General features: G+C 50.0%; 14 protein-coding genes. 9 read left to right on the forward strand and 5 right to left on the reverse strand.

Annotation, left to right across the window (positions count from 1 at the left end):
• The first annotated feature begins 25 nt into the window (after positions 1-25).
• From AC0KH7_RS06505 to AC0KH7_RS06520, 4 genes are all read left to right on the forward strand, one after another.
• Positions 26-325: a YciI family protein gene (locus AC0KH7_RS06505; RefSeq protein ID WP_472371800.1), complete on the forward strand. Its 300-nt coding sequence runs from the start codon at positions 26-28 to the stop codon at positions 323-325.
• Positions 326-377: 52 nt separating this feature from the next.
• On the forward strand, positions 378-842 hold the full coding sequence (lexA, locus tag AC0KH7_RS06510; RefSeq protein WP_472371802.1) for a transcriptional repressor LexA: 465 nt from the start codon (positions 378-380) through the stop codon (positions 840-842).
• A 30-nt stretch (positions 843-872) separates the two neighbouring features.
• Positions 873-1382: an asparaginase domain-containing protein gene (locus AC0KH7_RS06515; RefSeq protein WP_472371804.1), complete on the forward strand. Its 510-nt coding sequence runs from the start codon at positions 873-875 to the stop codon at positions 1380-1382.
• A gap of 85 nt (positions 1383-1467) precedes the next feature.
• Positions 1468-2373 (forward strand): DMT family transporter, encoded by a 906-nt coding sequence (locus AC0KH7_RS06520; RefSeq protein WP_472371806.1) that lies wholly within the window; start codon positions 1468-1470, stop codon positions 2371-2373.
• Between the two features lie 59 nt (positions 2374-2432).
• Here AC0KH7_RS06520 and yjgA read toward each other — a convergent pair whose 3' ends face one another.
• The 3 genes from yjgA to AC0KH7_RS06535 are packed head-to-tail and all read right to left on the reverse strand — an operon-like array spanning position 2433 to position 5960.
• The gene (yjgA, locus tag AC0KH7_RS06525; protein WP_472371808.1) at positions 2433-2978 is read right to left on the reverse strand and encodes a ribosome biogenesis factor YjgA; all 546 of its coding nucleotides are present in this window, start codon (positions 2976-2978) and stop codon (positions 2433-2435) included.
• Between the two features lie 33 nt (positions 2979-3011).
• On the reverse strand, positions 3012-5030 hold the full coding sequence (gene ligA / locus AC0KH7_RS06530; protein ID WP_472371810.1) for an NAD-dependent DNA ligase LigA: 2019 nt from the start codon (positions 5028-5030) through the stop codon (positions 3012-3014).
• 15 nt (positions 5031-5045) lie between these two features.
• On the reverse strand, positions 5046-5960 hold the full coding sequence (locus AC0KH7_RS06535) for a cell division protein ZipA (RefSeq protein WP_472371812.1): 915 nt from the start codon (positions 5958-5960) through the stop codon (positions 5046-5048).
• A gap of 161 nt (positions 5961-6121) precedes the next feature.
• Here AC0KH7_RS06535 and AC0KH7_RS06540 point away from each other — a divergent pair, with 161 nt between their 5' ends.
• Positions 6122-7438, forward strand: coding sequence for an FGGY-family carbohydrate kinase (locus tag AC0KH7_RS06540; RefSeq protein ID WP_472371814.1), 1317 nt, complete (start codon positions 6122-6124; stop codon positions 7436-7438).
• 28 nt (positions 7439-7466) lie between these two features.
• Here the strand turns inward: AC0KH7_RS06540 and AC0KH7_RS06545 are convergent, their stop codons facing one another.
• Positions 7467-8228 (reverse strand): HAD family hydrolase, encoded by a 762-nt coding sequence (locus tag AC0KH7_RS06545; RefSeq protein ID WP_472371816.1) that lies wholly within the window; start codon positions 8226-8228, stop codon positions 7467-7469.
• A gap of 234 nt (positions 8229-8462) precedes the next feature.
• On the opposite strand from AC0KH7_RS06545, the gene dksA reads away from it, so the two are divergent.
• Genes dksA through AC0KH7_RS06565 form a run of 4 tightly spaced genes read left to right on the forward strand, consistent with a single transcriptional unit; the run spans position 8463 to position 11436 of the window.
• Positions 8463-8891: an RNA polymerase-binding protein DksA gene (gene dksA / locus AC0KH7_RS06550; RefSeq protein ID WP_068648846.1), complete on the forward strand. Its 429-nt coding sequence runs from the start codon at positions 8463-8465 to the stop codon at positions 8889-8891.
• 36 nt (positions 8892-8927) lie between these two features.
• Positions 8928-10553, forward strand: a complete 1626-nt coding sequence (locus AC0KH7_RS06555) for a bifunctional aminoglycoside phosphotransferase/ATP-binding protein (protein ID WP_472371818.1) — start codon at positions 8928-8930, stop codon at positions 10551-10553.
• A 24-nt stretch (positions 10554-10577) separates the two neighbouring features.
• Positions 10578-11156: a hypothetical protein gene (locus AC0KH7_RS06560; RefSeq protein WP_472371820.1), complete on the forward strand. Its 579-nt coding sequence runs from the start codon at positions 10578-10580 to the stop codon at positions 11154-11156.
• 58 nt (positions 11157-11214) lie between these two features.
• Positions 11215-11436, forward strand: coding sequence for a hypothetical protein (locus AC0KH7_RS06565; protein ID WP_472371822.1), 222 nt, complete (start codon positions 11215-11217; stop codon positions 11434-11436).
• A 107-nt stretch (positions 11437-11543) separates the two neighbouring features.
• On the opposite strand, the gene AC0KH7_RS06570 is transcribed toward AC0KH7_RS06565, so the two are convergent.
• Positions 11544-12125: a YqiA/YcfP family alpha/beta fold hydrolase gene (locus AC0KH7_RS06570; protein ID WP_472371824.1), complete on the reverse strand. Its 582-nt coding sequence runs from the start codon at positions 12123-12125 to the stop codon at positions 11544-11546.
• Between the last annotated feature and the right edge of the window lies 1 nt (position 12126).

Genomic DNA, 12126 nt, shown 5'->3' on the forward strand with positions numbered 1-12126 from the left:
TGTCATTTATTTCCCGGAGGATTCCATGCTTTATTCCATCTTTGCCTATGATGTCGAAAACAGTTTACCCTTGCGCGCCGAAGCCCGCCCTGGGCACATTGCGCGCCTGAAAGAAATGGCCGAACAGGGCCGTCTGATTCTGGCGGGCCCAAACCCGGCCATCGACTCCGAAGAACCCGGCGAGGCCGGTTTCAGCGGCAGCTTGATTGTGGCCCAGTTCGATTCATTGAAAGACGCCCAGGCCTGGGCAAATGCCGACCCTTACCTGGCCGCCGGCGTTTATGAAAAAGTTGAGGTCAAACCGTTTAAAAAGGTACTTCCATAAGTCGTCATTTCACGTTAATATTGGACTATCCTAACTGACAGCGAGATGCCCCATGTCAAATGTAGCCTACCTGATTCCGAAGCGTAATCAAAAACTCCAGCTGGAAGCGGCCGACCCGCTTGAGCTGGTCGACATTGATTTCGTACAGGTGCCTCTGCTGGGCTGGACCTCAGCGGGTGAGCCCATTCAAATGGAAATGGACTACGACACAGTGGCCGTTCCGCAGGCGATGGTACGCAAAGAAACCTTTGCCCTGCGGGTCAAAGGCAACTCCATGATCGAAGAAAACATTGAAGACGGCGACATTGTCATCATCGAACGTCGCTCCACGGCCGAAAACGGTGAATCCGTGGTGGTTCGTATCAATAACGAAGAAGTCACGATGAAAAAGTTCTATATCGAGAAAAACGGTATTCGTTTGCAACCGGCCAACTCGGAAATGGAACCCATTTACATCACCAATGACAACATCGAAATCCTAGGCATCGTGACCGGTATTTTACGGCAGCCAGGATAACAACAAACACCCTTAACAGCAGTAAACGGCATGCACCCAAAAGACCCCAAACTCACTCTCATTGTTACCGGCGGCACGCTGGATAAGGATTACCAAACCAGCACGGGTGCGCTGGTGTTTTCCGAAACCCATTTGCCGGATATACTGCGCCAGGCCAACACCACACTGGCCATTGAAACACGGGTATTGATGCTCAAAGACAGTCTGGAAATGACCGATTTGGATCGCGACGATATTGCCCAGGCCTGCCGGGAAACCGAGACCGACACCATTGTCATTACGCATGGCACCGATACCATGGCCGATACCGCTTTAGCCCTGTCTGAAAACGCCGAATTGTCTGATAAAACCATTGTACTGACCGGTGCAATGCGCCCTTTCCGTCTTGGCGAATCCGATGCCTGCTTTAACCTCGGAGCGGCTCTCATGGCCGCTCAACTGGCCGAGAACGGCGTTTATATCGCCATGAACGGCGAACTCTTCAACGCCAGCCGAGTGATGAAAAACCGACAAAAGGGTGTTTTCGAACTGACGGTGTAACAAAGACACCTTGGTTTGAAACACCCGCCCCGAAGCCTTCTCTTCCATATTTTTTCGGTTTTGACACTTTAAGGATTTCTTATTTATGAATGTTTTATTCGCTTATTTGGCGGTCGTCGTCATTTGGGCCACTACGCCGTTGGCGATTCAATGGAGCGGCCAAGTTGATTGGTTTGTCGGCGTGGCCGGACGGATTTTCATCAGCGCAACCCTGATTATCCCGATTCTGATTTGGTGGACACGTCAGCCCTTCTCGCTGCGATGGCGCGACATCAAAATTTATTTATCCGCCAGTCTGGGCATGCTCGGCGGCATGACCCCCATGTATTATGCCGCCCAAACCATGCCATCCGGCTGGATTTCATTGATTTTCGGGCTGACCCCGATTGTCACCGGTGTGATGGCGTTTTTGATTTTAAAGAACCTGCAACTCACCTTCAGTAAATACTTGGGCATTATCGTCAGTTTCAGTGGCCTGGCGGTCATACTCGGCCCGAACCTGGACTGGACACACGGTCAAGAGTTACTGATTGGCATCGGCTTGGCGGTGACCGCCGTCACTTTTCATTCCTTAAGCACGGTACTGGTCAAGAAATACAATCATGGCCTACCAAACACCCACATAGTCGCGGCCGCCGTTTGGATCACCAGTACGGTATATCTGTTGATTCATCCGCAATTTTTGACGCAATTGCCGACACTACCGCCCAAGGCGCTGGGCGCCATTGTTTATCTGGGCGTATTCGGTTCGCTGATGGGATTTGTGCTCTACTACTACGTGTTGAAACGCCTGGATGCGATTCGGTTGGGATTGATTACCTTGATTACGCCGGTGATGGCGCTGCTGCTCGGACACTTTTTGAATCAGGAACCGTTAAACAGCCAAATTTGGATGGGCGCAGGCCTGGTGATTTTAGGGTTAATCTCGTTTGAATTCGGTCACCGTATCTCAAGAGAGAATTTCCGGTTACTGACCTCCAGAATGCCTTAATAACCGCCTTAACCGTTTCACTCAGCCAAACGGGAAGACGTTCGGGCATGACAACGAGTTTACCATTCCAAGCCTTTTAAATATTGAAAAATCGCCCGGTAGGCTTTGGGCGGTTTGTTTTGTTCGGCTTCTTTCTGCGCGTTACGAATCCATTGGCGCAATTGGGAACGATCGGCGTGGGTGTATTCGGCCATAAAGTCGTTCAACGCCTCGTCGCCTTCGGTGACCAAACGGTCACGCCACTTTTCCAAACGATGAAAATGCGCCGCTTGCTGTTTGGATTTCTGCTCGATTTCAAACAATCGTTGCTTGATCTGTACGATCAAGGGTTCGTTTTTACGCAACAATTTACCGAGAAACAGTTTTTGGCGCTTCACCGCCGGGCCATTTTTCATTTCTTTAAGCTGCGTGACCGCCTTTAAAACGTCATCCGGCAACTCAATGGATTTCAAGACCGAATCCGACAGTTCCGTCAGTTGTACACCCAGGTCGGTCACCGCCTGAGCGGCTTTTTTGATGTCTGTCCGGCTTTCGAATTCTTCTTGTTCCCAATCCGGAATTTCTTTTTTCGCTTTGGCTCGGTTGACATTACGAGGTCTAACCATAATCGCTTCCCATCTCAAATTTTAAAAAGGCACTTACCCGCGCGGTGGCATCATTTCCAACCACTCGGGTTCGCTCAATACCGCCACGCCTAACGACTCGGCCTTGGTCAGTTTCGAACCGGCTTTCTCGCCGGCCACCACATAATCGGTTTTGGCCGATACACTGCCGGTCACTTTCGCACCGAGTGATTCCAGCCAATCTTTAGCCTCCGGCCGACTCATTTCGGTTAAGGTGCCGGTCAAAACCACGACTTTTCCGTCAAACGGTGAATCGCTCGGAACCTCGGCGGTTTGCGGTGCCGGCCAATGCATGCCGGCATCCAGCAAACCTTGAATCACTTCTTCATTATGCGGTTCTTTAAAGAAGTTCACCAAATGTTCCGCCACCACTTCGCCCACATCATCCACTTCGACGAAGGCTTCAAGCGTGGCCTGTTGAATGCTTGGCAAGTCCTTGAAGTGATTGGCTAAATTGCGCGCGGTGACCTCACCGACTTCCGGAATCCCCAGACTGTAAATAAACTTGGCCAAGGTGGTTTCGCGGGACGCTTGAATGCCGTCCACGACATTTTGCGCCGACTTTTCGCCCATGCGTTCCAAGCTCGCCAGCTGTTCGACCGTTAAATGATAAAAATCATCCGGATGTTTCACCCAGCCGATATCCACCAACTGGTCAATCAGTTTATCACCTAATCCCTGAATATCCATCGCTTTACGCGATACAAAGTGATATAAAGAACGTTTACGCTGGGCCGGGCAAACCAAGCCGCCGGTACAGCGATAAGCCGCTTTATCGGCTTCTTTAACCACATCGGAACCGCACTCCGGGCAGTGACTCGGCATTTCAAACAGTCGGGTCTCTTCTGGACGCTGCGCCAACACCGGCCCCACGACTTCCGGAATCACGTCTCCGGCACGGCGGACAATCACGGTATCGCCGATGCGCACGTCCTTGCGGCGAATTTCATCCATATTATGCAAGGTCGCATTGGAAACCGTCACTCCACCCACGGAAACCGGTTCCAGACGCGCCACCGGCGTAATCGCCCCGGTTCGCCCGACCTGTACTTCAATGTCTAGCAGCTTCGTCCAGACCTCCTGCGCCGGAAATTTACGGGCAATGGCCCAACGCGGGAACCGCGCGGTAAACCCGAGTTGCTGTTGCAAAGCGATGCGATTGACTTTATACACAATGCCATCGATTTCATAGGGCAGCGTTTCACGCAAACGCAACAACTTTTCATAGTACCCCAGCAGCCCGTCGAGGTTACGAACCACTTCGGAATGCGGATTGGACGGCAATCCCCATTGCACTAATTGATCGATCATGTCCGAATAACGTTCCGGCACCGGCCAGTTGTCGCTGATTTCGCCCCAGCCATAGAGGTAAAAACTCAATTGACGCTTGGCGACGATTTTGGCATCCAGTTGTCGCAAGGAACCAGCGGCGGCATTTCGCGGGTTGGCAAACACTTTACCGTCGATGGATTGCTGATAGGCATTCAGCTTTTCAAACGCCTGTTTGGACATAAACACTTCGCCACGCACTTCCACCACATCCGGCCAGGCCTGGCCAAAAAGCTTTAACGGAATGGATTGAATGGTGCGGATATTGTGGGTGACGTCTTCACCGACTTGGCCGTCACCGCGGGTGGTGGCTTGCACCAGCTCACCGTGTTCGTAACGGATATTAATGGCCAGACCGTCCATTTTCGGTTCTGCGGAAAAATCGATTTCCGCCAGGCCTGGCGCTTTTTCCTGAATGCGCTTCATAAACGCGGCCAGGTCTTCGTCATTAAAGGCATTGTCCAACGAGTACATGGCCAGGGCGTGACGGACGGTTTTGAATTCGGTCAGGGGCTGATCACCCACGCGCTGGCTGGGGGATTCCTTGACCACCCAATCAGGATGTTCGGTTTCCAGCACCAGTAATTCTTGGTAGAGTTGATCGTATTGAGGATCGCTGATCAGCGGATCGTCAAGAACATAATACTGATAGCTGTGCTTGTTGAGGGTTTCAACTAGGTCGAGGTACTGTTGGCGTTTGGACATAAACAGGGTTAGGGCTTAAATGGCCGCCGACTCATACGCCACCGCTGCATCGCGCATGGCTTGCAGATCGGATTCTTTCAAAAGATGGCGCTCGGCATCGTACAGACGCCCGTTCAAACGTTGGGAAATTTTGCGCGACATCATAATCATATCATGCATGACCGCCGGCGCCTTCACGGTGGTCGGCAATTCCAGAATCAGCACCACTCCGGCGGTTTTCAACTCGCTGTTGGTTGGCTGATCCAGCGGAAAAGTTCCGGGTTCCATCAGGTTGGCGACACGAATGATTTCATTGCCCATGGAATCTTTTTTCACGAAGATGCTTTGTTCGGAAGGCACCAAACCGACGCCCTGCAAGGTTTGATTGACTTTCGGCCAAAGAAAATCATCGGTTCCCATTACGATAATCGCAAAAACCTGAGGGTCTTTCAGCTCGGTTTCCACCTCCGTTTCCGGTGTATTCACACCGCCTTCCGGAATACCGAAGCTTGGTTTATAGTCGTCGTCATCGGTTGGCGCACCGCCCGCTTCCACGCCGCCGACCGGATGAATGTCTTCCGCTTCCAAAACGATATGACGCGGTTTCCGCTCTTCGGTTTCCGCTGTTTCGTCACCATTTTCAACCGGAGAGGCTGGCTTCGGTTTTTCAAATTCTTGGCCAAACGACAACCCCAACTGGGAATCCGGAACCACCTCTTCGTCTTCGCCTTCCTCATCCATATGCAAACGGTGTTGCGTTTTTTGAGACAAGGGAATGTGCGCTTCGCCTAATTCGTTTAAGGCTTTTTCCGCCGAATCACGGTTAGGCCCGGTGGGCGTTCCGTTTTGTTGTGCTGATGAATTGCGCTTTGCCTTGAGTTTTTGAAGGATATAAAGCCCGGCAATGACAATAATTGCAAATATCAGTAACACTTGTTGCAATTCGTTCATTCAGCACTTCCCTTAAGTTTGTTTGAGTTGATAGAATATGGAATTATTAATGCGCAAAATTTTACTTTAATTTGGGTACAAAGAAAAGCGCCTACGGATGTTTTAATCGGTTGGCTCCCGTTAAATAAACAACCCCTTCACTTTTAAATCAAGAACTTTTCATGTCACAAACAAAACCGACCCCGGCGTTATGGCTGGGCATCGACATTGGTACCTCGGGAATCCGCGGAGTCATTGTTGAAGAAGTCACCTCTTCAGACGCTTTGCCGACACCGCTTACATTAGCCACGGTTTCCATGCCGTTGCCCGAACGGGATGGCCCCGTCAGTGAACAAAGCGCCGACCATTGGATTCAGAGTTTGAATCAATTATTTGAAGCCTTGTCCAAAACCGGTTATCTACCGCGAGTCACTCGCATGGCGCTGGATGCCACTTCGTCAACAGTCTTGCTCGGCAATCGGCATGGCGAAGCCTGGACACCGGCTTTGATGTATGATGACAAACGTGCGTTATCCGAAGCGAAATCTATTCGTCAGGTGGCACCAAGCGACACGGCGGCCCACGGTGCTTCGAGTACCCTGGCCAAAGTCATGTGGCTGGAACGTCATGCTTTAAATGCAACCCAATATGATGAGGCGATCATTTTTCATCAATTGGATTGGGTCAATTTCTACTTAACCGGTCGTTGCAACCTGACGGACGAGAACAATGCCTTAAAACTCGGTTACGACCCGATTCGCCAGGCCTGGCCAAATTGGTTACAAGCATTAACCAAACGGCCGCTTCCCGAAGTGGTTCCCCCCGGCACACCAATTGGCCGTATTACGCCGTCTTTAGCCAAGACTTATGGGTTTCAGCCCGAGTTAACCGTATACAGCGGCACCACTGACAGCATTGCCGCCTTCCTGGCCTCCGGTGCCAACCAAATCGGTGATGCGGTCAGCTCGTTAGGCTCGACCATTGCGCTAAAGCTGCTGTCGGATACGCCGATCTTTGCACCGGAATTTGGCATTTACAGTCATCGTTTATGGAATCAGTGGCTGGTCGGGGGCGCCTCCAATGCCGGAGGCGCGGTGTTATTAAAATACTTTCCGCTGGAAACGCTGACGTCTCTCATTCCGCGCTTAAATCTCCAAGAACCCACCGGGTTAAATTATTACCCTTTGTTGACACCCGGCGAGCGTTTTCCAATCAGTAATCCAAATTTACCGCCAAAGCTGGAACCCCGACCGAATTCAGACGAACGTTTTTTGCAAGGTTTATTGGAAGGACTGGTGACCGTCGAAACGATGGGCTATGAACGATTAGAAGCCTTAGGGGCTCCGAAAGTAACGCGTATTTTCACCACAGGCGGTGGCATTCAAAATTCGGCGTGGATGGCGCTGCGAATGCAAGGTTTTAACAGCGAGATTATCCCGATGGACAACGCCGATGCGGCTCTGGGGGTTACCCGCTTATTACAACGGGCCCCCTTCTGACCGCTCGGCAATTTGTTAAATCACCGTATCAGGCGTGGGCAATGGCTTTCACCAAATCCAGATTCAAATGGCTATGCCCTTTGGCATCGCCGGACAGCACCTCAAACCCATTATCCGGCTCACCCATGTGATCCAGCACCAAATGCGCCGCTGAGAAATCGTCGTCTTTGGTGTATTCATTAATCGTTACAATGGTGCGCACACTCGCCGCAGAGGACGACAGGATACCGTTTAAGGAATCCTCAAAAGCAATCGCATCTTCCGGTGTCAACGACATTTGTTCCAAGGCCCAATGATAAATATCCGGCGCCGGCTTTTTAGCCGGCACAATATCACCGGCGGCAATCACTTCAAACCAGGACTCGGAATCCTCGCCCAACGTATTGGTCAACAACGCCGTCACATTGGCTGGCGTGGTCGTGGTCACGACTGCCATACGCATGCCCGCATCTCTCGCTTCTTGAATCAAACGTTCCACACCGGTTCGCAGTGGAATTTTGCCTTCGGACAGCAATTGCGTGTAGAACTTGGTCTTAGCGGCATGCAACCCTTTGACGAAATCATCAAAATTTTCCGGCTTTTTGAAGTCGGTATTGAACTTTTCCAAATAATAACGGATGCGCTCTTTACCACCCGTCACCGCCAATAACTCGCCATAAAGGGCTTCGTCCCAATGCCAATCCAAACCCGCTTCCTCAAAAGCCATGTTAAACGCCACACGGTGGCCATCTCGTTCAGTATCCGCAAGGGTTCCATCTACATCAAACAACAATGCTTTTAACTCTGCCATAACGTTTATTTCCTTATAATTTTTAAGCATTAAATTTAAAAAAACTGCCGTTATTAAAGCGTATTTCTCGAAATATGCAACTTTCATGATGAGCAAATAGCAAAAAATTTTGTTGTCACCCTTTTTAAAACTTGGTATAAAACGCAGTTAGATTTTTTTAAGTCTGAGATCTTTTCACGAGTCAGGGACGAGAGATAAGGTCTTCCTATATAAAACGACAAAAAAGGGAAAGTGATGGAACTTTCACATGATTTTATCGAAAACTACCCTCTATACGAGCCAAAGCCAGGCGAAGAGTATATGAGCCCTGAAATGCTTGAGCATTTCAAAAACAAATTACAGGCTTGGAAAGAGCAATTGATTTGGGAAGCCAGCAATACGGTAAACCATTTGAAATCCGACTCCTCCACACCCGCCGATCCCAGTGACCGCGCCTCTCAAGAAGAAGAGTTCGCACTGGAGCTCAGAACGCGTGATCGTGAGCGCAAACTGATTTCCAAAATCGACAAGTCACTGAGAGACATCGAAGACGGTGAATACGGTTTCTGCCAAATGAGCGGTGAACCGATTGGTTTAGCGAGAATGGAAGCTCGACCAACCGCCACCCTGACTGTCGAAATGAAAACCAAACAGGAAATGCGTGAAAAACAAGGCATCGCCTAATTTTCAAATCGCACTCTTCTCTTAAAGCGCCTTTAAATGGGCGCTTTTAAATTCAATCGTCCCATCGACGACGACCTAACTCACACTACGGATTTTGTGAATTTAACGTTTCTTATTGATGAATTGTCTCGTGCCGATGTATACCCGCACCCGACCGAAGTCATCACCACGATTGAAACCCATATCTCCATCGTTTTTCTAACCGGCGACTATGCCTATAAACTCAAAAAGCCTGTCGATTTCGGTTTTTTGGACTTTTCACAATTGACCGACCGACAACGTTACTGCCAACTGGAAATTCAACTCAACCAGCGCAGCGCCCCGGATTTGTATCTCGACATCTGCCCGCTTTATCTTCAAAACGGCCACTTACAGTTCGAAGCGGCCGGCGAACCGGTTGAGTACCTCATTAAAATGAAGCAATTCGACCCAAACCGGGTCTTGGGGCGCTATCTAAAAGAAAATACCCTGAACGACATCCAGGTTCGGCAATTATCGGAACGCATTGCCCAATTTCACGAAACCGCCGAAGCCACCATTGAACAAGACGATTTTGGCCACCCGGATAACCTCATCCACCCGATGTTGGAAAACTTTCCGCCCCTGCTGAAAAGCTTTAGCCACCCGGACCAGCAGTATCGGCTCAAACAATTGGCGGACTGGACACACTTCACCCAAAAAGCGCTATACGATGACTTGCTCAAACGCAAAGCCGATGGCTTTATCCGCGCCTGTCACGGCGATATGCATCTCGACAACATTACCTTATTGGAAGACAGCCCAACCCTATTCGACGGCATTGAGTTCAATGAACAGTTTCGCTGGATTGATGTGATGAACGACTTGGCGTTCTTGATGATTGATCTCGACAACCGCCAGAAAACGGGACTGAAACGCAAAATCCTCAGTCAATATTTGAGTTTAACCGGCGACTATAATGGATTGAAATTATTGCGTTTCTATCAAGTTTACCGTTCCATGGTGCGTTCCAAGATCACCGCATTACGGTATCACCAATTGCCAAAAGATTCGTTCGAAGCACGGCAACATTTTGACCTGGCTCTACAATATTTAAAACAAGCCGAAGACGATGCTTACGCCCTGCCCGAGCCCAAATTGATTTTAACGGTGGGGGTTTCCGGCTCCGGAAAATCGCACTATGCCCATGAACTTCTCCGCCACCTGGACGCCATTATCCTCAGCTCCGATGTCGAACGAAAACGACTGTACGGCATTGAGCCGACACACCGGGTTTCCGAGGTTGAAAAAGCGCGCCTTTACGCGCCGGAAATGAGCCGACAAACCTATCAACGCCTTCAACAGCTGGCGGAAACGCTTTTGAGCGAAGGTTACAGCGTCATTGTTGACGCCACTTTTTTAAAGGCCGAACACCGTCAACCGTTTGCTGACCTGGCCCAACAACTCAATTGCTCATTCCACCAGCTTTACATCGCGCCTCACGAACAGCTTGAACGCATTCACGACAATCTAACTCGACGCGCCGCTTTAAACACCAGTCCTTCCGATGCCGACAAAGCCGTTATGCATCGTCAGTTAGAGACGTTTGAAGCGCCTTCTGAAAATGACGTTACCCTAACCCTTTCACCGGGCAGCCATTTTGATGAAGAATCGCTCAAGAATTGGCTCAACCCGCCGCTATAATTCATAACGAACTCGGTTAAACTGATGATTATGATGCGTGCTTTTTTCAAACTGTTCATTGCGACGGTCGTCGTGCTTTTCCCCATCTATGGATGGGCGGCCGACGAACGCCCCAAACCGATTGACCAAATCACCTTTTTAGGCCTCACACTGACGGACAACGACCTCGACAGCGTGCGCAAACAACTGTGGGATATCGGCGGCTTTAAACAAGCCGACTCTACCAAACGCCAACGCAACCTGGATAAATTTTTCACCTGGTCACGAATACGCGACAGTTACTATGTGGAATTCCGCTACGACAATGCCGGAAAGATCACCTCGGCTTATCGCTTGTTCCGCCCGCAATCCATTCTATTCGAAAACCGCCGAACCCCCATCAGCACCAAAGCGGTCGCGCAAACCATTGTGAAGCAAATCGGGCCACCCACCCGCATTATTCGAAAAGGCTGGGGCGGGTCACCCGATTACACCGCTTATATTTGGCAGAACGATCAACTGAAAGTCGAAGTCGACCGTGAAGGCAGTGAACGTTACGGCAATGTCTTCATTCGCTACACTGTCAACCGAGACCCCTATTTTGTTGCGGAAAAAAACAAATAGGATTAAGATAAAACGGAACGACTGATTTTTTGCGACGACTTTTGCAGGAGCTTTTTCCATGGACATTTCCACTTCCGCCAACGCTTATGCCTACCAAGGGATTCAAAACGGTTTCAATCAACTGGACAACACCAGTGCGAAACTGGCGGATATGAACAATCCTGACAAAGCCGAACCCTTAGTGGATTTAAAGCAATCCGAAACCCAAGTCCAAAGCTCGGCCAAAGCTCTGAAAACCGGCAACGACATGCTGGGCACCATTATCGACATTATGACCTAACATGGTTTAATATGCCTTAAGCGGCTGTGTCCGGTTGGGCTTGAGCGCCACGAAACAACGATAGTCTTAGATCGATAGTCTTAACTCAAGCTTTTTCATTCAACCTTTCAGGTCACATTTCGTTCAACAAATCGCTTCATATTTGACCAGGCCTGGTCAAGATGCTGAAAAGCATGATTTCCACCTTCAAACGCACAGACCTCTCCCACATCTTTATAGGCGTCATACGCCCACTGGTACGGAATCACTTCATCGCCTTTATCCAATAGCAACAGCGCTGGCTGATGGTCATCGACTTGCGTATGAAACGGTTCCAAGGCTTTCAAGTAGGCCTCATCCAAACAAAAGTGTTCACCTGTGGCCGGATTATCGTGCTCACCTAGATAGGCGCCCAAAACCGGTTTCGGTGTCAGCGCGGGGTTAATCATGCCGATCGGCACGCCATAGCGCTGCGCAATATAACGCCCGTAAAAACCGCCCATGGAAGATCCGAAAACACACCAGGCCTGGTCGTTTTTCAATATGGCCTCCCGGACAACGGCGTCTATGGCCTCAACCGAGGCTTGCGGCGACGAAATAGGATAAGTCGGCGTCAGCACCTCAATGCCTTCGGCTTCGAAGGCTTGCTTGACCCATTGGCCTTTATGACTGTTCCCCGAGCTTAAAAAACCATGTAAATACAGAATCATG

The sequence above is a fragment of the Hydrogenovibrio sp. genome, from assembly GCF_965140365.1.
Taxonomy (GTDB): domain Bacteria; phylum Pseudomonadota; class Gammaproteobacteria; order Thiomicrospirales; family Thiomicrospiraceae; genus Hydrogenovibrio.

Coding starts and splice junctions, on each gene's coding strand:
- AC0KH7_RS06565 (WP_472371822.1), top strand. CDS start 11,215: ATGGACATTTCCACTTCCGCCAACGCTTATGCCTACCAAGGGATTCAA.
- AC0KH7_RS06520 (WP_472371806.1), top strand. CDS start 1,468: ATGAATGTTTTATTCGCTTATTTGGCGGTCGTCGTCATTTGGGCCACT.
- yjgA (WP_472371808.1), bottom strand. CDS start 2,978: ATGGTTAGACCTCGTAATGTCAACCGAGCCAAAGCGAAAAAAGAAATT.
- lexA (WP_472371802.1), top strand. CDS start 378: ATGTCAAATGTAGCCTACCTGATTCCGAAGCGTAATCAAAAACTCCAG.
- ligA (WP_472371810.1), bottom strand. CDS start 5,030: ATGTCCAAACGCCAACAGTACCTCGACCTAGTTGAAACCCTCAACAAG.
- AC0KH7_RS06545 (WP_472371816.1), bottom strand. CDS start 8,228: ATGGCAGAGTTAAAAGCATTGTTGTTTGATGTAGATGGAACCCTTGCG.
- AC0KH7_RS06570 (WP_472371824.1), bottom strand. CDS start 12,125: ATGATTCTGTATTTACATGGTTTTTTAAGCTCGGGGAACAGTCATAAA.
- AC0KH7_RS06555 (WP_472371818.1), top strand. CDS start 8,928: ATGGGCGCTTTTAAATTCAATCGTCCCATCGACGACGACCTAACTCAC.
- dksA (WP_068648846.1), top strand. CDS start 8,463: ATGGAACTTTCACATGATTTTATCGAAAACTACCCTCTATACGAGCCA.
- AC0KH7_RS06505 (WP_472371800.1), top strand. CDS start 26: ATGCTTTATTCCATCTTTGCCTATGATGTCGAAAACAGTTTACCCTTG.
- AC0KH7_RS06535 (WP_472371812.1), bottom strand. CDS start 5,960: ATGAACGAATTGCAACAAGTGTTACTGATATTTGCAATTATTGTCATT.
- AC0KH7_RS06515 (WP_472371804.1), top strand. CDS start 873: ATGCACCCAAAAGACCCCAAACTCACTCTCATTGTTACCGGCGGCACG.
- AC0KH7_RS06540 (WP_472371814.1), top strand. CDS start 6,122: ATGTCACAAACAAAACCGACCCCGGCGTTATGGCTGGGCATCGACATT.
- AC0KH7_RS06560 (WP_472371820.1), top strand. CDS start 10,578: ATGATTATGATGCGTGCTTTTTTCAAACTGTTCATTGCGACGGTCGTC.